Source organism: Microcoleus sp. FACHB-672 (assembly GCF_014695725.1).
Lineage (GTDB): Bacteria > Cyanobacteriota > Cyanobacteriia > Cyanobacteriales > Oscillatoriaceae > FACHB-68.
The window spans coordinates 398,467-419,172 of record NZ_JACJOU010000007.1 but is presented as its reverse complement, the minus strand read 5'-3'; the positions used below and the strand labels follow the sequence as shown (position 1 = coordinate 419,172).

Sequence of the window (20,706 nt, the reverse complement as noted above, 5' to 3'; positions counted from 1 at the left end):
TAGGGATTAAGGGCTAGTCCTAAGTCCTGAGTTCTGAGTCCTGAGTCCTGAGTTTCTAGCCCCTAGTGCCTAGTCCCTAGTTACGGCTGATTGCCGGTCTTTTTTTTGATACTTGGACTGAATTCGCTCCAGCACCTGGTTATCAACGGCTTCCTTAGCCAAGCGAATTGCGTGAAAAATTGTGGGTGCTTGGGATGCGCCGTGGCTGATGATGCAAACACCGGCAACCCCTAACAGCAAGCCACCGCCATGTTCAACATGGTCAATTCGCTGCTTGATTCGCTTGAGGTTGGGTTTCAACAGTGCTGTGCCTATTTTGCCGTTAAGTCCCTGCACCAATTCATCACGCAGCACTTGCAGCACGACTTCTCCCACCGCTTCGGCAAACTTTAGCAAGATGTTGCCGGCAAAGCCATCACAAACGATGACATCGAACTTAGCCGATAGCACATCGCGGCCCTCGGCATTGCCAACGAAAGGAATTTGCGGGTTATCTTTCAGAATTTGGTAGGTACGCAGGGCAAGCTCATTGCCTTTACAAGGTTCTTCACCAATGTTGAGTAATCCCACCTTAGGTTCGCTTACACCCAGCACGTACTGACTGTAAATCGTCCCCATTACTGCAAACTGCTCTAAAAATTTGGGACGGCAATCAACATTGGCTCCCACATCGAGAATCAACACTGGTCGATCCGGCACGATGGTTGGTAAAACCGCACCAATTGCCGGTCGGTCAATTCCCGGTAGCCGTCCTAATCGCAACAGGGCGGCGGCCATTGCCGCTCCTGAGTGGCCGGCAGAAATGACAGCATCGGCTTTCTGTTGTTTCACCAAATCCATTGCCACATTAATCGAAGCTTTGGGTTTGCGTTTGAGCGCTCCCAAAGGCTCCTCATGCATTTCGATCGTGCCTTCAGCCGGCACAATTTCTGGCCGTGTGGAGTTGGTGTGTTGCTTGAGGGAGGCTTCTATTTGCTGGGGATCACCAACCAGCAAAACTTCTACGCCCAATTCCTCCTGGGCCTTGAGCGCTCCAGCAACTATCTCGTCGGGGGCGTGATCCCCGCCCATCGCGTCAATTGCAATCCGTGCTCGCGTCGATCCCATTGATCAAAGTCATAGAAACCTTAAAAATTTTACCAGTTGTAGGCCGTATTCAAAACATTGCAGGTCTTAGAGATTGAATTAAAAATTTTCAAATATAGAGATTGAGGGTGGCAAAGGAAGTGAGGAAGTGAGCTTCTTCGTAGGAATTTTTAACATTTAAGTTATGTATGAGGGGGCGAGGGTGAGCCAGGGAGCGCCAGGGTGAGGGAGGAGAGCCGGCACCATTTTGTATCAGTGCTTGGTAATATTCAGCAGGAATCTCAAGCGTAAGGGGTGAAAGGTAAAAGATAAAAGTCATTGGGCTAAGCACTAGAGCTTTGCATTAAACACTCACGAGATTTAGTGCTTTGTGAGTGTAATCGAGTTTAAGTTTTGTAAGGGGATCTGAGGAATGCTGACGTTATTGAGTTCAGGTTTGCTATCTGTGTGGCTGGATATGGCAGGAGTCCAAACACCTGGGCTAGATGCCTTCTCGCTAGTAGCCGGCCCAGGCATTCCTGGATTTGTGATTGCCGGCGATCCCGAACCGGCAACGGACGCCACACTCAAGCAATACCTACAATCTTTGGTGGCAAAGGGAATCGTTAAAGATACTCAAGGTGTATGGATTCAATCGGCTTCAACATTGCTAGCCAGCAACCAGGGGACGGTTCCTCTCCCCGCTGCCTCTCTGACGAAGATTGCCACGTCTCTAGCCGCGCTGGAAAAGTGGGGTCATGCTCATCAGTTTGAGACGTTTGTGAACGCGACTGGGCCGGTTAAGGATGGGGTTTTGCAAGGAGACTTGGTAATTGCCGGCGACAGTGATCCTTTCTTTGTCTGGGAGGAAGCTTTCGCCGTGGGGAACGCTCTCAACAAGATGGGAATCAAGCGGGTGACGGGCAATGTAGTGATTACTCGCAACTTTTCGATGAATGCTGAACCCGATCCCACGACAAGCGGGGAGCATTTCAAGCAAGCACTCGACCCCAGCCTTTGGGAAGAGGATGCAGAATTTGTGTTTTCCAGCTTGCCACCGGGAACCCCTAAGCCAAAAGTTGAGATTGCCGGCACGGTTAAAATTGGCAAAGCCGGCGGCACCCCTGTACTGCGACACCGTTCGCTTTCCCTGGCTGAAATCTTGAGGCAGATGAACATTTACAGTAACAATGAAATGGCTCAGATGTTAGCCGATGGAGTTGGGGGAGCAAACGTTGTGAAAGAACGCGCCGCAAAAGCTGCCGGTGTGCCCCCAGAAGAAATTCAGCTCGTTAATGGTTCCGGACTCGGACAAGAAAATCGCGTTTCCCCCAGAGCCGCCTGTGCCATGTTTATGGCGATTCAACGTTATCTGCAACCGTCTCATTTGACGATTGCTGATCTGTTTCCTGTATCGGGGCAAGATGGTGGCACCCTGGACTACCGGCACATCCCGCCAGCATCTGTGGTGAAAACCGGCACACTTTGGGATGTTAGTGCTCTTGCCGGTGTCCTTCCTACACGCACTCACGGGATTCTTTATTTTGCCATTATCAATCGCGGTGCAGATGTTGATGGTTTCCGCACCCAACAAGATAAGCTGCTACAGCGCCTCCAACAGCAGTGGGGAATCCCCTTAACCCCAGTTGCAGGGATTACAACAAAGCACCCGATTAATCCTGATTTCAGCAGTGCCGGTGCCGCTAACCGTAACGAAGTTCTATTGGGAGGATAGGGGCATGGGGCATGGGGCATGGGGCATGGGGCATGGGGCATGGGTAATCACTACTTTTCTCCCCCTCTCCCCCTCTCCCACTCAAGACTCAGGACTCAGCACTCCTTACTCCCTTCTCCCCTGCTGGGGAATAATCTCCGTAACCACCGGCCCGCCTTGATTGGTTACGGTGACTGTTTGGTCATTTAATTTCCCAACGGCTTTGGTGCCGGCGACGGTAAACTCTGGATCGAGTTGGCGATAAATGACATTGCCTTGAGCTTCAATTCCTTGCGTGGCAAGATTCCAAGTTGCTTGATCCGCTCTCAGTTGGGACTGCCGACGCTGCTCAAATCCCTGAACATTGCCATCTAGATAGCACATCTCTTTTTTTATGTCAAGTTTACCTGTGTCACTGGTAAAGATTAATTGCTCTTGAAGATGCACCACCTTCACAGGCCGGTCTGAGTTGACGATATCGGTTTCTAAGTTCCAACTGAGAGAGTCGCTGGCGACTTGCATAGCCGGTTCTAACAGCGTCACTAAAGCATTTTGTTTGAGCGTGGCAACTTTAGTTTTTAAATCCACCTCGCCTTGATCTGCGGTAGCCCTATCTGTAACGTTGTTTTCTAGATAGCGATCAATCTCAATCGGACGATCTGCGAGCACCAATTGCTTATCCATCTCCCAAATTAGGTGTTCGGTTCGCAATTGCAACACCGGCTCTTTTGTCGTTGCGACCACTTGTCCCGTTAATTCGATGCGACGCGCCCGACTGAACATCCGCCCTTCTTTGGCAGATGCGTCCAATTCTTGATGGGTGCCGGTGAGATTGTTGCGGACAATTAAAAGATCCTGATCAGGAAGCCACTCCAGCTCATCCCCACGCAACACGGCTCCAGTTCGGGTATCGGTGGCGATAATATTTTTCCTGAGAAATATCTTCTTGCCATCCTGCTGCACCTCTCCAGAGTTGCCCTGGATGCGGAAAACCAAGCTGCCATCTTGATACAGTTCCCCGTCAGGATTTTTAACCTGAGCGGTTTTCTGATCTTGGCTGTATTGAGCTTGAGTGGACTTAACTTTCCACTTCAGCCGGCCCTTTTCATCAGCTTGTTCCAGGGTGCTAGCGTTAAGAATTAAGGTGCCATCTAATTCTTTCGGGCGATTTGGAGATGGCTGAGCAACCGGGCTTTTTTGCTGGCCGCAAGCCCCTAAGAAAAGTAAAAAGGCCAAAGACAAAAGACCAAAGAAAGTAACGACTTTTTCCTCTTGCTTCGACTTTTTACTTTTTTTGCTTAACAGCTTTTTACTATCTTCCTTGTTGCTCATCCAGCATACTAATTCCAGACAGCGGGCGGTAAGTATAGTTGGTGTGACGTGGCGTTTTTTGGATATCTTCTTTGATTCCTTCTAAATCAATGTAGCGATCCGCAACATTGATCAAACTGTCGCTCGTCATTGAGCGCAGGCTCACCACTTCCACACGGACACCGCGATAGCTCACAGCGTCCACTGCATAAGCGAGATCCCCATCTCCACTGACTAAAACAGCAGTGTCATAAGCGCCCACCAAAGCCATCATATCAACCGCGATTTCGACATCCAAATTGGCTTTTTTAGAACCATCTGGGAGTTGCACCAGCTCTTTCGAGATCACGCGGTAGCCATTGCGGCGCATCCACAGCAAAAATCCCTGTTGTTTTTCATTGGTGGGATCAACGCCGGTGTAGAAAAAAGACCGCAGTAACCGAGATCCTGCTGTTAACCGGCAGAGCAACTTGGTGTAATCAATTTCAATTCCCAACTGCAGAGCGGCGTAAAACAAATTCGAGCCATCAATAAAAATGGCGACTCGGCCTCTATTTTCTAAAACTTGTTCTGGTGTGAATAAATCGCTGTTTTCTGGTGTACTCAACATGATTGTTATACCTCGGTTTGTTATGAAAAAATTGATACAGCCATTCCTAACGTTTTAGCTCTAAGTTTCCTTGCCATCAGGATAGAAACCTGATGGCTCAGGCACCGGCACTGTGTCGCCTGTGTTGGCGAGCGTTAGGAAGAAATGGATTCGACCGGCTCCAAGCGCTGAAACACCGGCTTAGGTTCGCCCAGCGGCTGGTTAGCCGGCAAGGTTCCCCAGCAAGCGTGGGTGCGATAAGGCGCTGCAACTGCCGTTTCTTGGGCGTCTGGAGCTGGTTGAGAACTTTGAGTTGTGAGCGCTAATGGTTGGGAGTCGCTTGCCGGTGAGAGAGAACTCGCACCCACAAATTGTTCCTTAAGCGCTTTAAACTCCTGATAAAAGGCTTGGCGACCGGCTGTAGAGGTTCCGTAGCGGTAAATAAACCAACTCGTGTATCCTATACCGATCAGTTCCAAAGCAGGAGCTATTAAAGGGATATCATTAATGCCTTCAATCAGTTCAACAATTACATTGCCCATAACAAGTGCGACTAGCACGCCCGCACCTGTCACCACAGGTCCTTTATACTCGTTGAAAAACTCACCCAAATAAGTAGGCGCTTTTAAAAATGGCTGGAGCACTTTTATCCAAACTGTCTCCTCGTCAAAGGAGGGGGGTTTTGGTTGAGATGGCTCCAATCCGCGAGACGCGAATGCTAGATTGACGGTTGTTGGGGGTGTTTGGGCTTTAACTGCCACTTCGCTGCTGTCGGCTCCCATTAGTGCGGGTTGCACCCCAGGAGATGACACTTTGATTGGCTGCTGAACTTTCAAATCCAGCTCAAAACCCAACTGCCGGTAAATATCATTGCTGATATTGGGAATAACCGGCGACAGGAGATATGCAGCAAGTCGCACAGACTCTAAAACGCTGTAGAGTACTTGCCCAACAGCCTCGTGCTGTCCCTGTTTATATAGCGTCCAAGGTGCCTGCTCATCAATATACTTGTTGCAGGCCCTAACGAGGGTTAAGATTGCTTCGCAGCCTTGACTAAAGGACAAGGATTCGTAAGCACTCGTTACTTTATCCCCCAAAGTTAACCCAATCGCTTTGAGGGGGTTATCGTTGGAAACGCTCTCACCGGCAACGTTTGGCACACAGGCGTTGCAGTATTTACGAGCCATCCCTATTGTCCGGTTGAGCAAATTGCCCAAGTCATTGGCCAAGTCCGCATTGAGATTATTAATAAACCGAGTTTCGTTAAAATCGCCATCTTGGCCAAATTCAATCTCCTTTAAGAAGTAGTAGCGGACTGCGTCGGAACCATAGCGGTTGACGAGGGCAATGGGATCAATGGTATTGCCCTGACTTTTCCCCATCTTACGGCCATCTTTTGTTAAAAAGCCGTGGCCAAAGACACAACCGGGCACAGGCAGTTGTGCTGACATTAACATGGCCGGCCAGTAAACCGCATGGAATCGCAGAATGTCTTTACCAATGAGGTGCAGGTTAATGGGCCACCAAGAGGAGAGGGCGTTCTCCAAAGTCGGTTCCTCATCTGGCTCTAGCAGCGCTGTCACATACCCCAGCAAGGCGTCAAACCACACATAAAGGGTGTGGCTGGGATCAACCGGCACCGGGAACCCCCAGTCCAGATTGACGCGAGAGATGGAAAAGTCTTGCAGTCCCCGCTCTACAAAGCTCAGCACTTCATTGCGCCGGCTATCTGGCTGAATAAAATCTGGGCGCTCTTGATAGAGGGTTTCGAGTTGAGTTTGATATTTAGAGAGGCGGAAGAAGTAGTTCTGCTCATCGCGCCACTCGGCTTCCTTGTTGGTGTGAATCGCACAGCGGTGTCCTTCTAGCAGATCCCGCTCTTCTTTAAATTCTTCGCAGGGAACGCAGTACCAGCCTTTTTGCTGGCCCAGGTAGATGTCTCCTTTGTCCCAGACGCGCCCAAAAAATTCCTTGACGATGGCTTCGTGGCGCTTGGCTGTAGTGCGGGTGAAGCGATCATAGTAAATGTCAAGTTTTTGCCAAAGCGCTTCAAATCCTGCTGCGATCTCATCGCAGTATTCTTGGGGAGGACGTCCTGCTGCTTCTGCTGTGCGCTCAATTTTTTGCCCGTGTTCGTCTGTGCCGGTAATCAACAGCACCGGCTTGCCCCGCAAACGTTGAAACCGCGCTAACGCATCCGCTGCGATCGTTGTGTAGGCGCTGCCAATGTGTGGCAAATCGTTGACATAGTACAGAGGGGTTGTCAGAGCAAATGTGGTTTTACTTGTATCGGTATCGTTCATAGTAATTGCCTAAAACAACCCTCATTCCTTGATGAGTATTCATCTATGAGGGGCTTGGAGCCTTTATTGGGTTGTGATTTTCCTGAGGAGGTTGACTCAGCCGTAGATTGGCAGAAAGCCGCAGTACAAGGCTGTGACAAATGTATCAGTATTTCCTTCCTCAATTGTAGACTTAACCCATAATAGGTCAATAAATCTTAAATAGATTAAAAGTCAGCACTCACAAGAATTGAAGATTGCCTAGTAATAAGCTCAAGGGTTCAATGTTTAGCTTTTGCATTAAGTTTGCATTCGCCAGAGGCGAGTTGGTAGGCAAAGGTCGCGGCAGACGGGTGAAACGATATATTTTTTCATCCTGTTAAATATTCAGGTTTTACCGACAGGCTGCTATAAGTATTCCCACAAGCATTCAAAAGTTATCTAACACTAAAGCGGTTGCCGGCTCTGTACTAAACCGTGCATAAGCTGAATTTTTAGGGGATATGTGTCTTTTCCCATTGCTCTATCGCTCACAAGCAACCCCAATTTCTGTCTGCTTCTACTGCCTCGGTTCCTTCCTCGCACTCTCGCTCTTTCACCGCATTGCTTATCAATTTATGAATGGGGTGTGTGAAAAAGATGCCAATCTGGTACAGAGGGAGCTTGGCCTGTAAGGGGTTGGGATGCCTACCTTAAGGTGGAGATTAAGGCCCGTAAAGGAATGTTAAGTTAAATTAGAGCAGATGTTAAATCCTTGGCTTGTATTCCGGGTTCTCAGGTATGTCTTTAGATAGCCCATTGCGTATATCTCAATCGCTGCTGACAGCAACCGGCACGCGAATGTTTGTTTACCATGAGGATCGCATTCCCAGTGGCAGTCCTGCGCTTGTGGTGAGCAATCATCGCAGCTTTATGGATGCGCCGGTGCTGATGGCAGGGGTAGGGCAATCAATTCGGTTTGCGTGTCATCACTATATGGCTCAAGTGCCGGTGTTGCGCGACCTAGTGAATCAGTTCGGGGCGTTTGCCCTAGAGGCACCGGCACACCGGCAGCAAGCATTTTTCCAACAAGCAACGGGACTATTGCAAGCGCGGCAAATGGTTGGGTTGTTTCCCGAAGGTGCCCAAACGATGGTACGAAGCACCCAGCCTGGAGGCATGGCGGAGTTTCATCGCGGCTTTGCCCATTTGGCTTTGCGAGCAAAGGTGCAGGATTTAGTCGTGCTGCCGGTGGCAATCGCTTCCTGCGAAGAAATCATTGTTCCCTGGGTGCCGGTGAAGCTCTTGAGTTTATTTGATCCAACTGAGCCGGCATTCCAGCAAGAGGGCTGGCACCCTATGGTAATTTATAAGCGGGTCAACGTTTTAATCGGGCGTCCGTTTTGGATTACTGCAAGTCAGCGAGAAAGCTACCAAGGCAAAAAGGCAAAAACAGTGGTTGATGACTTGCTCGGTCACACACACAGAGAGATTGCGGATTTACTTCACCAAGGGTGCTACTAAGTTTTTGTTAAACGTCCTGTGTCATTTGTCAGGGAGGCAAATGACCGGCGACCGATGACCCTATTAGATTTGAACGATTATCATGTCTGTAGTTAATAGCCGTCCTTGTTTCCTGACGCCAAAACCACCGAAACCCGACCATCCACTGTTCGTTTTCCTGCCGGGAATGGATGGCACCGGCCAGCTGTTACGCACACAGTTGGGTTATTTAGAGGTGGCTTTTGATATCCGATCTCTGGCAATTTCGCCGGCTGATCTAACGAATTGGGACGAATTGGCCGATCAAGTGGTGGAGTTGATTGCGGCAGAACCCAAATCAGGACAACGGCAGCCTGTTTATTTATGTGGGGAGTCCTTTGGCGGCTGTTTAGCGCTAAAGGTGATGCAGCGAGCTCCCCATCTGGTTGATCGGCTGATTTTGATCAATCCGGCTTCTTCGTTTCGGCGGCAAGCTTGGCTGAATTATGGATCGCATTTGGTTAACTGGTTGCCTGCCGGCATCTATCCGGTTTCGTCAATAGGGCTGGTGCCTTTTTTAACCGCCTATGATCGCATTGAACCCGATGTGCTGGAAGAAATGGTGACGACGCTGCACTTAGTGCCACAAAAAACCAGTGTCTGGCGGTTGTCGTTATTAAGAGAGTTTCAGATTACCGAAGAAGAACTGGCTGGGATCTCTGTGCCGGTGTTGGTGATTGCCGGTGCTGCTGATCGGCTGCTGCCTTCTGTTTCGGAAGCAAAACGTCTGGTGAACTGCTTTCCCAATGCTAAGATGGTTGTGCTTTCTGACAGCGGACACGCTTGCCTGCTGGAAACCGAGGTTGACCTCTACAAAATTTTGCGAAGTCAAAAATTTATAGAAGTCCCAGAGGTTGAACCGGCAGCAGAATCTGCTATCATAAGTAACTCGGTGGGTCACTAGCTCAATGGTAGAGCAGCGGACTCTTAATCCGGTGGTTGAAGGTTCGAGCCCTTCGTGACCCATTTCTCACCATTCTTTCCGTAGCCGGTTTTCATCTCTAACTGAGTAGGGTATGTCAGTCACGCACCCTATAATTGATGATTGGTAAATTTTAATCAAGAATTATTTGAGAAAAGATTTTGTCTAAAACTGTGTGTTTAAAATGACTAATCTTTCTCATGGTTCCACATCTATTTTATGAAAATAGCGGATAGGCAATAAATAGCGCCCAGCCGGCAATAAAGAAAGCAACGAACAAGCCGAGCATCAATGGCAGAGACCAGTCAAAGTCAAAAAGTCCTAAAAGCGGGGTTGCAGAAATCACCAACAGGACAGTAAAAACGAAGAACAGTAAAAACATAGCGCTGTCACCTTAACAATGTGATCTAATCTGTTTTGACGCTCAAACCTTCACTCCGAGAAAACTATCATCTCGTTTACTAAAGTGCTAGGTGCCGGTGAGCGCTTCTACCCTTCTATTTTACCAACGCATCCTTAACTCCAGCTAGCTTTTTAGAAAAACAATCACAGGAATTAAAGATCAGCTCAATTAAGTCCTGATTTTTGTTAAAAATACCCTAGCATTTTACTAAAATTTATGATGACTAGATATTCACAAATATCTGATGTCGGCATGAATTACGTTGATCCCTCATAATAATATTTCCCGAGCAGATTACGCAGCTCATCCAGAGAAAGGATCATTTCATAAGAGCGAGCAGACGGAAGGTACAGTTTCATTGTCAAAACCTTGCTACACAAATCCTAAAACTTCTGACAACAGATAAATTTGAGATTCCCAGTAAATTATCAAGAAAATGAACAATTAAATTAAATTTCAAACGTAATATAAATTATTAAAAATAATTATTAACTTTTTGCAAGAAACCAGAAGGGATCGTCGCGGAGACAACAGCTTCCCACGAGAACCAGAAAAGTCAAACTTTGCCTGAACGTAACTCAATGCTAGAATATAAAACAATAAATTGTGCTGGGTAAAACTGAGGTCGATCTCTGCTCAGCCAAACAGATTCGATAAAAATTTGTAATAAATTAGCGTATATTGTCAGCCATAAGAAGGGTGGACATGACCGAATCCACTGAACAAGGTAAGCACGAAGCAGCACTCCGCCAAATGCAAGCGGAGATGGCACAAGCCGGCAAGCAAGAAATCCTAGAAATTTTCAGTGAGCTTCTAGACCGGCTGTGGGAACGCATCAACTCGCTCATTGGCGAAACTGCCTGTGTTGCTGTGTTCCGTAGTGCCCTCTTAGAAGCCAGTCGCGATCACGCGCTGTTGCAACCCATCGAGATCCATAGCAGTGGGATTAGCCTGGATGGGTTGAACACAACCTTAGATGCCTTAGAGCGCACCGCAGTCCGGACGGGACTTATGGCGTTTACAGATAACGTGATGGCTCTACTAATCGACCTAACCGGAGAAATCCTCTTAGGCAAGGTGGAACCCCTGGTGCAGCAGTTCAAACAAAAACTTGATAAGAGCTAGACCATGAGCAACATCAAACTGGTGCCCACAGGTGTGCCCAATTTAGACACAGTCATGGGTGGAGGCATCCCTGTTTATTCGCTGAATATTGTAGCCGGCCAACCAGGAACGGGAAAAACCATCCTGGTTCAGCAAATGCTCTTTAACCACATCCGCACGAATAGTGCCGACAAAGCACTTTATCTCACCACGCTTTCGGAACCGACGTTAAAAGTGGTGCGCTATATGCAGTGCTTCAGCTTTTTTGACGCAGAAGTGTTCGGTGAGCGAGTAATCTATCAAGATATTGGGCCGTTTATCCGTCAACATTCCCTCGCTGAATTAGCCGATCATATTCTCAACTTAGTTGAAAAGCACCAGCCACAAGTTCTCGCAATTGATTCTTTTAAAGCAATTCGCGATTTATCAACAGATGTTAGCGAGTTTCGCCGCTTTTGCTATGATCTTTCGGTGCGGCTAGCAAGTGCGCGATGTACTGCTTTTCTATTAGGAGAATATGACCGCTCTGACATTGCGGAAGGGGCTGAATTTGCCGTTGCCGATGGAATTCTCTATTTAAACATTGCGCTTCAGGAAGGGGAACAGAGCCGGTTCTTACAGGTATATAAATTGCGGGGTCGGGCGAGTGAAATGGTGCCGTGTCCCTTTCTCATCACAGAGGATGGGGTGCGCGTTCTGAGTTCGATGCTCTCACTCAAGCGCCGAGAAACAGGGCTAGAAGCGGAAAAGCAGGAAATTTCCACCGGCATTGCGGGATTAGACGCTATTTTGCGAGGCGGTATCCCCGGCGGGCGCTCTATCCTGCTCTCTGGCGTTTCTGGAACCGGCAAGACAACTCTAGCTTTGCAGTTCTTGATTCATGGCGCTCAACAGGGAGAAAAGGGGCTGATCATTTCTTTTGAAGAAACTGCCGCTCGTCTGCACCAAATTGCCCAAGGTTTCGGCTGGAATTCGCAAGAGTTGGAAGCCAAGGGTTTATTACGCATTGTATTTATTGCTCAGACTGATATTCGGGTAGAAGAACATTTAGAGTTGATGGTGCAGGAAGTTGAGAATTTTCAACCGGCTCGCATCGTGATGGATTCTTTTTCGGTGTTCCTGCATAAAGTCAAAGACTTGGGAGTGCAGCGAGAGAAAACCTTCCAAGTGGCAACTCTGGTACAACGTGCTGGTGCAGTAGGTTTGCTAATTTCTAATATTCCTGCCGGCGACGCTCACCGGCTATCGCGTTTTGGTGTAGAAGAAACGGTTCTCGATGGCACAATTATCCTCTCAACAGAAATCATTGGTTTGCAGCGCAAACGCTATCTCGAAGTTTACAAGATGCGTGCCAGCGATCACGTTGCCGGTCGTCACCGCATGGAAATTAGAAAACAAGGTTTAGAAGTTTTTTTCCTCTCAACAATGGAGGCGACGGCAAGCGAGACAAAAGCACCCCAGGCACTGACATTTTCTCCCTTAAAAGCAATTGTGCCGGCAGGCATCCTGTACGGTTCTGCTTGGTTGGTGCGTGGGGATCAGGGCGTGGGCAAAACCACTCTCACCCAGCAATTTGCGATGGAAGGGCTGAAATTGGGGGAAAGCGTGCTTTATCTCACCACCGATGCACCGGCTTATCTGCTGCGCCCACAAATGGAAGTTTTCGGCAGCAATATCGATTCCTACCTAGAGTCAGGACATTTGCGGATTTTAGACACCCATGCAACTGCCGGTGAAGACTTTATTGATCTTACAGATATGGATCGCTTTCTTTACGATATCGAGCAGCATCTGCGTTTGATCCCTAAACCGTGCCGGTTGATCATCGACTCTCTTACCCCCCTAGCCATTCAGTACAAAATTAACGATTTCATTAGCTTTATCGAACGTAAAAACCGCCTGTTGCGCCGGCTGGATGTAGCGTTGCTCGATACAATCCTCATCAAAACTCTGGATGAGAACGTCCTCTATAGCCTGCTCAACAGTTACGATACCGTCTTGGATGTTTATATCCCGAACTGGGGCGAAATGGGTCAGGCAGGACAGGGCTTTCGGGCGCTGCAAGTGCGTAAAGCGAGAGGCACGATCGCCGATACCCGTCCCTTTCCTTACAATATCCGCGCCGGCAAGGGAGTGGTGGTGCAGGAAAACTTTTATGGTGACAAATAGAAAACTCAAGAGGGGGCGACACGAACGAGATAACCCTTTGCCCTCTCACGGAGCCGACGCCACAGACTCTAGCGCTCTCCCACTCTTTAGCTCAGGGTATACACGCTTGTTTTATTTTACTGTGTCGAGCAATACTAAAAATATTTAGAGACGTTGACACGGTTCAGCTCGTCAAGCAGAATCCACCTATAACAAACATTTAATTAAATATTAAAATTTAATTAAAATCACAAAATGCTAGCGGGGGCTATGAGATGAAAGATCCGCCTCTCAACGTCTTAGTCATTATAGATAACTTGGAAAATGCCAGTTTCATAAAAAATACTTTAGCCAATTTTGCTGCGGTTTACGTCGAGCTGCTGGACATTCATCAGGTAGAAATAGGGATACAGCGTTTAGCGAAAGGCGGCATTGACGTAATTTTGCTGGATCTCTGTTTGCCAACTATGTGGGAATTGAGCTACCGGCTCACAACTCACGCTCACACTTTAAAAATACCGATTATTATGCTTACAGAAAAAAATGAGGGACAAAACTTCCTCAACTCAAGTGAAATTGATACTCAAGCTTGTATTCTCCCGTACCCCTTCAATGGAGCTGAGCTGATTCATTCCATCGATTGCGCCATCACCCGGCAGCAGTTGCTCACAGAAATAGAAGAGCAAGCTCTACAGATAGAAATAGCCGAAAAGCGAGCACGGAAGTTCGAGGTGCTCTACGAGCTTTCCCGGCAACTGGCTTACACCCTTAACTACGAAGAATTGGTTCGTCGAATGCTAGCGCACCTTTACCGCGCGGTGCCACATGACATTTCAGCGAGCATCTTGAGCGCCGACGACTCGTGCCATTTTTTCATGCAACCAACTTGCCAGATCGAGCCGGCGATTCATGAGCAGATTCAAAAGCGTTTGTTCAAAACCTTTACCCGCATGAGGGGGAACAAAACCCAAGGAGAAGAACAATCATGCGCCATCATCACGCTGCACTCAGACACATTTGATGCCACACGAAAACCCCTGAGTGCTTTGGGTTCGTCTTTCCAAGTCCCGATCATCGATGCCGATAATAACGAAGTCGTGGGGTTGCTCTTTGTTGGCGCACAAGCCGAAGGCGCATTCACCGAAGATCAAGTCAGATTGCTGTACACGGTTGCCACTCAAGCTTCCCTCTCGATTCAGCGCTTGCGAACACTCTTGGCGGTTGAGCAACAACATTTAGAAAGTTTAGTAGAAAATTTACCTGAAGGCGTGTTGCTGTTGGATGCCGGCAGACGTATCGTTTTGGCTAACCCAACTGCTCGCAAATACCTGGCGCTGCTGACAACCCAGAGCGTTGGGGACGCACTGACTCACTTAGGAACACAATCGCTGGAGGTACTGCTACAGCCAAATCCCAAAGAAATTAGCTGTCATGAAGTGGTGCTAGAGGGTGTAACGCGCTCAGTGTTTGAAATCGTGGCGCAACCCCTGAGCGTGAAAGCCGGTTCTCAAGCGAGTAACTGGGTACTCGTGATTCGCGATGTCACAGAGCGTCAACAAGCCGAGGAAATTTCACGACTGCGTGATCGTGCCATCGCCGCTAGCAGTAATGGCATTGTCATCGTTGATGCTAGATTGCCTGATTTACCCGTTATCTATGTTAATCCTGCCTTCGAGCGGATCACGGGTTACAGTGGCGCAGAAGTGATTGGACGCAACTGCCGGTTTTTGCAAGGAAATGACAACAATCAGCCGGCTTTAGAGGAAATGCGTGCTGCTTTAAAAGAAGGAAAAAGCACTAGCGTCGTCTTACGCAACTACCGCAAGGATGGCTGCCGGTTCTGGAATGAGTTGCATATTTCACCGATTTATGACGCTGGCGGCACTTTAACTCATTTCGTCGGGATTCAAACAGATATTACTGAGCGCAAGCAAGTTGAAGAACAACTGCTGCACAACGCATTTTACGATGCGCTTACGAATTTGCCTAACCGCGCCTTGTTTATGGAACGCCTAGAGCGCGCCTTTGAGCGTGCCAAACGATCTGAAAATTATTTATTTGCCGTTCTTTTCTTGGATCTGGATCGCTTTAAAAATGTTAACGACAGTTTAGGACATCTTGCCGGCGACAAGATGCTCATAGAGAGCGCTAAAAGATTAGAGGCAAGTCTGCGAAGTGGCGATACGGTTGCACGTTTGGGGGGGGATGAATTTGCTATTTTGCTGGAAGATATTAAAGGGGTTGGTGAGGCTATCCATGTTGCTGAGCGCATCCATAAGGAATTAACCCTGCCGCTGAAGTTAGATACAGATGAAGTCTTTACCACAGTCAGCATTGGCATTGCCTTGAGTTCAACAGGTTATAACCAGCCTGAAGATATCCTGCGCGATGCTGATATTGCGATGTATCGGGCGAAAGCACTGGGGAAAGCACGTCATGAAGTTTTTGATAAAAATATGCACGCGCGTGCGGTGGCTTTGTTGCAATTAGAAACCGATTTGCGACGAGCGATTGAGCGTCAGGAATTTGAAGTTTACTATCAGCCTATCGTATCTTTAGCAACTGAGCAAATTACTGGTTTTGAAGCCCTAGTGCGTTGGCAACATCCAGATCGGGGCGTCATTTCTCCAGGTGAATTTATCCCCTTAGCTGAAGAAACCGGACTGATTAATTTGATTGGCTGGGGGGTACTCCGCAAAGCTTGCTACCAACTTCGCGCTTGGCAGTTACAATTTCCAAATCATCGACCTTTGAGTGTCAGCGTGAATCTTTCGGGGAAACAGTTTTCTCAACCAAATTTAGTGGAACAAATCGCTAATATTCTTAAGGAAGCGGATTTGGATGCCAGCAATTTGAAGTTAGAAATTACTGAAAGCGCGATTATGGAAAATGTTGAATCTGCATCCGCGATGCTCTGGAAATTAAGAAAGTTGGGTGTTCAACTATATATGGACGACTTCGGCACCGGCTATTCATCTTTGAGTTATTTACGCCGCTTTCCGATTGATACTTTGAAAATTGACCGCTCTTTTGTGAAGCAGATGATGGTGGATGATGAAAGCTTGGAGATTGTACGGACGATTGTAGTCCTAGCAAAAAATCTAGGAATGAATGCGATCGCAGAAGGCGTGGAAACACTGGAGCAATTAACTCAGTTAAAAGCACTGCAATGCGAGTTTGGGCAAGGATATTTTTTCTCTAAGCCGCTAGAGGCTAAGCGCGTGTCTCTTACTTTGTCAATCTAGGGCTTTATCCAGTAAGGGAAGGTGCTTTTCGTCTCTACCTTCCTGGCTAAAGGTTTATTTCTAAGCACAGATAAATACAGATAAATTAACTTAGTTTTAGGCTTCCGCCTCAGCTTCAAATCCCGCCAATCACTGAATTTCCTTGCGGGTCATGTGATCGACACTATTTGTTTATCTGTGGTTTTATCCGTTTAAGATTAAAAGCTGTCCCGGAATAATTTAAGGGTTCAATAACTCGCTGTTGGCACAAAATTATTATAAAGTATCAAGCATTATTTAAATCAACTTCAAAAGTTTCGCCCCCAACGGTAACGCGATCACCTGATACTAATTGCCTGCCACGTCTGGTTTCAAGGATGCCGTTGACTAAAACTTCTCCGCCTTGAATCATTAGCTTTGCTTGCCCGCCTGTATCCACGATTCCTTGCCATTTTAAAAACTGATTGAGCCTAATTATATTCTCATTTTTCGGCATAATTTGTGTTGAGCTAAGCCATAATTGTATTCTTTCTAATTTTAATAGAAAGTGAGGCGCTCTAACCTACCGTTAGTCTTTTCTACAACAACTGGTACAAGCAGTCGAATACTATCAAAATCAGCCGCCTATGCTGAGGGGTGACCCACCCAAGAGAAATACCGCCGGCTCTTTTGTGATGCCGGCGGCTAGGAAACATCTATATTGTCTGGCTTATAATGTACAGCTTGCTTGCTGTGGTTAAATTTAGCCGACTCAGCTGTAGCACCAGAATGATTAATAATGGATTGCCGGCCTCACTTGGGAGGCGTGACAACCACCCAGCGACCCGTTTTGGGGTCGCGATAAGTGGTAAAAGGGTTTTGGCGCAATATTGGGGTTGTGGTTGTAGTTTTGGTTGTTGTTGTAGTCATTTCGATGCACTCCTAAAAGACCTTAAAACTTTCACCCATACAGGGTATTCTATACCAAAAAAAAATGCTGTCTAGTGACTAAAGGAGTATAGGAGTGTGACCGGCTTCATAGTATTATTGTGATTTTAATCGCACTCAAATCTTGCCGGTGATCGCATTAATGCACGCTGACTTCTGCTAAGTCACACGAAACCGTTTGTTCGAGAGTCCAGCTCCCTCTTTATAAGGATAAAATTTCCTATGCACTTACAACAAATACTGCTTTCGATAGTTGCCTTGAGCAGTGTTATCGGCTTAGGGGGAGCTGCACATACTCAACAACTAAAAGTTGCGGCTGAACAGTTTCAAGTTCAGAATGCCGCACCCGTTATTCAACCTCAAGAAAAGCTCTCTGATGTGCCTTATGTGCCAACCCCTTCTAAGGTTGTAGAAGAAATGCTTAACGTTGCGGGGGTCACAGGCAATGATATCCTCTACGATCTTGGTAGTGGCGATGGGCGGATCGTGATTACAGCAGCCCAAAAATTGGGCACCCAAGGCGTTGGAATTGATATTAATCCGAAACTAATTCAAGAAGCTTTTAATAACGCCCAAAAAGCTGGCGTAACAGATCGGGTTCAGTTTTTACAACAAGACTTGTTTACGGCTGACTTAAGTAAGGCAACCGTTGTGACGCTTTACCTGCTTCGCAGTGTAAATTTGAAGCTTCGCCCTAAGTTGCTTAAAGAACTCAAACCAGGCACTCGCATTGTGTCTCACAGCTTTGATATGGGTGACTGGAAACCGGATCGGGTCGTAATTGTTGAAAATAGGGAGCGCAAGCACGTTCTTTACTACTGGGTTGTGCCTGAAACTATCCCAGATCACTTAAGATAAACGGTTCTATAGCGCAGTTGCGGTGAACGGTTTATTTAAAAATCAGAAATCGTAACACGATTAAAATTTGGTGCAAAGTTAAGCAATCAATGCCGGCCTTACAAACTCTACAAAAAAGTGGGGCGTGATGAATTCATCTCTCAGCCGGCGCTGCGATTGATAATATTAATCTGACGATCAACAACGTTTGGATTGTCGGCGGTTCCTGAACCTTCAGGAACCGGAACATCTACATTTTCATCATCGTGACTAGAATCATTCCGGTCAAGATTTAGCGCATCGGAGTAGCTAGCGCGAGAAGTATCGGGTCCCGCATCCGGCGTGAGAAAGCCGGAATCGTTCTGTGGGTTAAAAACCATTTTTGCCACCTGCTCAAGTTCTCTCACAAGTATTAGGTTTATTGGTGAACCGGACATCAGTCTTAGGTAAGAATCTATTTTTGATGACTTTAAGCCGGCTAACCAGAAGACTATTCATTGTCACCGAAGGGTTCAACTAGCAGAGTGATGCGATCAATGCCAACAACCTTAACAACTTCTCCAGGATTTAAAACGGCTTCCAGTGTACACACAGCCGGCCACCAAGTTCCTTGAAAATACACTCGTCCTTTTTTCTTACCGGGGCCTTCGATTACTTCATCAACGGTGGCTTCCGCGCCGGCTGAACCCAAGAAATTGCTGATATCAGAATTGGAAGAATCTACTGTATCTAGCCCGGAGTTGGAGTCTGTATCTTGGGGATTTGGAGCGAATAACTTAGAAAGGTTAAACATTTTCTGTGCCCTGATTGAAGGTTGGTAGTTTTACGGAGAAAGTGAGTGAATTTTTCCTGTCAAATCGGTTTCCTGGAAATTCCTAGCTCATTCAAGTTAAAAGACTTTTTCAAAGGCTGTAGAGTTTTATTGATTTTATTCAATTCTACGGCTTTTGAATTACTCCTTTTAACTCTATTCAAGAAGGCTAGAAATTGGATTCGGCGGTGCTTTAACTCGACCCTTTTAATATATAAAACTTTGAAGAACTGAAGGATCGTTACTGTGCCACAAGCCAAGTCGGTGAAAAACGTTCAGGCGGCAGTCAATTTTACCCAGAGACACATCCAGACAGGCTATATCTTCTAAGGTTGCCGATGGAAGTTAGCGCTACAAAAAGAATGGACAGTTTGCCAACTGGCACCCCCTAATTGTTGAGGCTGAAGGTCTAGCATTTCTAGTGCTTTCATGCTCGACGCCGGCAGTTCAGTTTCTACAGCTTTAGGTACTTAAAATCGCTTGCAACCCACACACCAAGCGTGTAATGCCTTCGGATGCAGTTTCCTGTTGCAAGGCACCGTAGGCAACCCGTAAATAGCACCCATCCTTTATGCCAAACGTTGTACCTGGAATCACCGCCACACCATGTTCGCGAATTAAACGTTCGACTAACTCAATATCATTCTGCTGAGTGTGAATTTTGAGCAGAAAATAGAAAGCACCATCAGCAGGTGGCACGCTGCATACATCAGAGATAATGCTGAGTTTTGCCAGAACAGTTTCTCGAACTTCAGTAATAGTACGGAGCTTTTCATAACAGTAGTCGGCTCCGATTTGCAACACTCCCACAGCCGCGTACTGGGAAACAACCGGCGGACAGATCAAGATCGTATCTTGAATTTTTTTAACTGCAATCAGTAAATGTTCTGGGATTACCATATAACCAATGCGCCACGAAGCAAACCCATAAGCTTTAGAGAGTGAGTAAAGCGAAATCGTATGGGCATTGCTTTTGGGAATAGAGCCGGGAGAAAAATGCTTGACGCCATTATATGTGAAATATTCATACGCTTCATCACTGATGTGATAAATACCATGCCGGCAGCAAATTTCATTCACAGCACGCAGCGCTTCTGGAGGATACACCGCTCCTGTGGGATTGTTAGGTGAAATGGTAACAATAGCACGGGTTTTCTCTGTAATCGCTTGCTCAATCGCATCTAAACGCAATTGATAATTGTTATCCGTTGCAACCGGCACCGGCACGCAGCTTGCCATTGTAATCGCCATTTCATGGTTAAAATAATAGGGCGTTTGAATAATAATTTCATCGCCGGGAGATGTAATAGCGAGAATTGCATTCATAAATCCCATATTGCTGCCGGCAGTAACAACAATGCAGCATTGAGCATTAATGTCAATGTCATTTTCACCCTTGAGTTTGGCGGCAATCGCATCAACTAACTGGGGAATTCCTGCGACAGGTTTGTATTTATGGTTGTCTGGATCGGCCAGAAATTGAGGAATTTGCTCGAAAGCGGCAGCCGGCGGCCCGTAATAGACCACACCCTGTCCCAAAGAAATCGTTCCGGGATAAGCGCGAATGAGTTCTCCCACAACGGGAATAATGGGTGACTGCACAGCCTGCATTCGAGGATTTTCAAAGTACATCAACGTTTAAAGGGATAAATAGAGAAAGCGCACACAGCGCTAGCCAATCGTGGCAGAAAGTGGGTGCCGGTTCAAGGGCATTTTTCCCCTACAATTGGGATAACTTTCTCGTCTGGGTATTCATTTTTGGGCTAATCAAGAAAGTTTTCTTTAGAGAATTGAACTCACCGGCACTCTTTTGGGCTGCTTAAAAATGAGGTGACGATGTCAGATTTA

The 20,706-nt window shown here is 47.0% G+C and carries 17 protein-coding genes, 1 tRNA gene and 1 pseudogene; 8 read left to right on the top strand and 11 right to left on the bottom strand.

The window, feature by feature from the left end; all coding sequences use genetic code 11:
• Positions 1–69: 69 nt before the first annotated feature.
• On the bottom strand, positions 70–1,107 hold the full coding sequence (gene plsX / locus H6F56_RS05385) for a phosphate acyltransferase PlsX (protein WP_190665805.1): 1,038 nt from the start codon (positions 1,105–1,107) through the stop codon (positions 70–72).
• An 88-nt stretch (positions 1,108–1,195) separates the two neighbouring features.
• Positions 1,196–1,405: a hypothetical protein gene (locus H6F56_RS05380; protein ID WP_190665804.1), complete on the bottom strand. Its 210-nt coding sequence runs from the start codon at positions 1,403–1,405 to the stop codon at positions 1,196–1,198.
• A gap of 93 nt (positions 1,406–1,498) precedes the next feature.
• Between H6F56_RS05380 and H6F56_RS05375 the strand changes: the two genes are divergently transcribed.
• Positions 1,499–2,800: a D-alanyl-D-alanine carboxypeptidase gene (locus tag H6F56_RS05375; RefSeq protein ID WP_190665803.1), complete on the top strand. Its 1,302-nt coding sequence runs from the start codon at positions 1,499–1,501 to the stop codon at positions 2,798–2,800.
• Positions 2,801–2,905: 105 nt separating this feature from the next.
• Here H6F56_RS05375 and lptC read toward each other — a convergent pair whose 3' ends face one another.
• The 4 genes and pseudogenes from lptC to metG form a co-directional block, all read right to left on the bottom strand.
• Positions 2,906–4,111 carry an LPS export ABC transporter periplasmic protein LptC gene (gene lptC, locus H6F56_RS05370; protein ID WP_190665802.1) on the bottom strand — a complete coding sequence of 402 codons (1,206 nt, stop codon included), beginning with the start codon at positions 4,109–4,111 and terminating at the stop codon, positions 2,906–2,908.
• A complete protein-coding gene (locus tag H6F56_RS05365; protein ID WP_190665801.1) occupies positions 4,092–4,700 on the bottom strand; it encodes an NYN domain-containing protein in 609 nt (202 codons plus the stop codon). The genes lptC and H6F56_RS05365 overlap by 20 nt, the downstream gene beginning before the upstream one ends.
• 134 nt (positions 4,701–4,834) lie before the next feature.
• A complete protein-coding gene (locus H6F56_RS26125; protein WP_242031875.1) occupies positions 4,835–5,461 on the bottom strand; it encodes a CAAD domain-containing protein in 627 nt (208 codons plus the stop codon).
• A 53-nt stretch (positions 5,462–5,514) separates the two neighbouring features.
• Positions 5,515–6,982, bottom strand: a pseudogene (gene metG / locus H6F56_RS05360) (methionine--tRNA ligase); the annotation flags it as partial.
• 759 nt (positions 6,983–7,741) lie between these two features.
• On the opposite strand from metG, the gene H6F56_RS05355 reads away from it, so the two are divergent.
• From H6F56_RS05355 to H6F56_RS05345, 3 genes are all read left to right on the top strand, one after another.
• A complete protein-coding gene (locus H6F56_RS05355) occupies positions 7,742–8,464 on the top strand; it encodes a lysophospholipid acyltransferase family protein (protein ID WP_190665799.1) in 723 nt (240 codons plus the stop codon).
• 82 nt (positions 8,465–8,546) lie between these two features.
• Entirely contained in the window at positions 8,547–9,386 is an 840-nt protein-coding gene (locus tag H6F56_RS05350; protein ID WP_190665798.1) for an alpha/beta fold hydrolase, read from the top strand.
• Positions 9,377–9,448: transfer RNA gene (locus H6F56_RS05345), tRNA-Lys, on the top strand. Before H6F56_RS05350 ends, H6F56_RS05345 begins: the two co-directional genes overlap by 10 nt.
• Positions 9,449–9,621: 173 nt before the next feature.
• Here the strand turns inward: H6F56_RS05345 and H6F56_RS05340 are convergent.
• Positions 9,622–9,786, bottom strand: a complete 165-nt coding sequence (locus H6F56_RS05340; RefSeq protein ID WP_190665797.1) for a hypothetical protein — start codon at positions 9,784–9,786, stop codon at positions 9,622–9,624.
• A 726-nt stretch (positions 9,787–10,512) separates the two neighbouring features.
• Here H6F56_RS05340 and H6F56_RS05335 point away from each other — a divergent pair.
• The 3 genes from H6F56_RS05335 to H6F56_RS05325 all read left to right on the top strand — a co-directional run bounded on the left by H6F56_RS05335 (position 10,513) and on the right by H6F56_RS05325 (position 16,304).
• A complete protein-coding gene (locus H6F56_RS05335; RefSeq protein ID WP_190665796.1) occupies positions 10,513–10,932 on the top strand; it encodes a hypothetical protein in 420 nt (139 codons plus the stop codon).
• Positions 10,933–10,935: 3 nt separating this feature from the next.
• Positions 10,936–13,080, top strand: a complete 2,145-nt coding sequence (locus H6F56_RS05330) for an ATPase domain-containing protein (protein ID WP_190665795.1) — start codon at positions 10,936–10,938, stop codon at positions 13,078–13,080.
• 254 nt (positions 13,081–13,334) lie between these two features.
• A complete protein-coding gene (locus H6F56_RS05325) occupies positions 13,335–16,304 on the top strand; it encodes an EAL domain-containing protein (protein ID WP_199312582.1) in 2,970 nt (989 codons plus the stop codon).
• 265 nt (positions 16,305–16,569) lie between these two features.
• Here the strand turns inward: H6F56_RS05325 and H6F56_RS05320 are convergent, their stop codons facing one another.
• Positions 16,570–16,779: an RNA-binding S4 domain-containing protein gene (locus tag H6F56_RS05320; protein ID WP_190665794.1), complete on the bottom strand. Its 210-nt coding sequence runs from the start codon at positions 16,777–16,779 to the stop codon at positions 16,570–16,572.
• 653 nt (positions 16,780–17,432) lie between these two features.
• Here H6F56_RS05320 and H6F56_RS05315 point away from each other — a divergent pair.
• Complete coding sequence (locus H6F56_RS05315) at positions 17,433–18,068, top strand: methyltransferase domain-containing protein (RefSeq protein ID WP_190665793.1); 636 nt, start codon at positions 17,433–17,435, stop codon at positions 18,066–18,068.
• Positions 18,069–18,208: 140 nt separating this feature from the next.
• On the opposite strand, the gene H6F56_RS05310 is transcribed toward H6F56_RS05315, so the two are convergent.
• The 3 genes from H6F56_RS05310 to H6F56_RS05300 all read right to left on the bottom strand — a co-directional run bounded on the left by H6F56_RS05310 (position 18,209) and on the right by H6F56_RS05300 (position 20,490).
• Positions 18,209–18,427 carry a hypothetical protein gene (locus H6F56_RS05310; RefSeq protein WP_190665847.1) on the bottom strand — a complete coding sequence of 73 codons (219 nt, stop codon included), beginning with the start codon at positions 18,425–18,427 and terminating at the stop codon, positions 18,209–18,211.
• Positions 18,428–18,537: 110 nt separating this feature from the next.
• Positions 18,538–18,840, bottom strand: a complete 303-nt coding sequence (locus H6F56_RS05305; protein ID WP_190665792.1) for an NfeD family protein — start codon at positions 18,838–18,840, stop codon at positions 18,538–18,540.
• 480 nt (positions 18,841–19,320) lie between these two features.
• Entirely contained in the window at positions 19,321–20,490 is a 1,170-nt protein-coding gene (locus H6F56_RS05300) for a pyridoxal phosphate-dependent aminotransferase (protein ID WP_242031863.1), read from the bottom strand.
• Positions 20,491–20,706 lie beyond the last annotated feature (216 nt).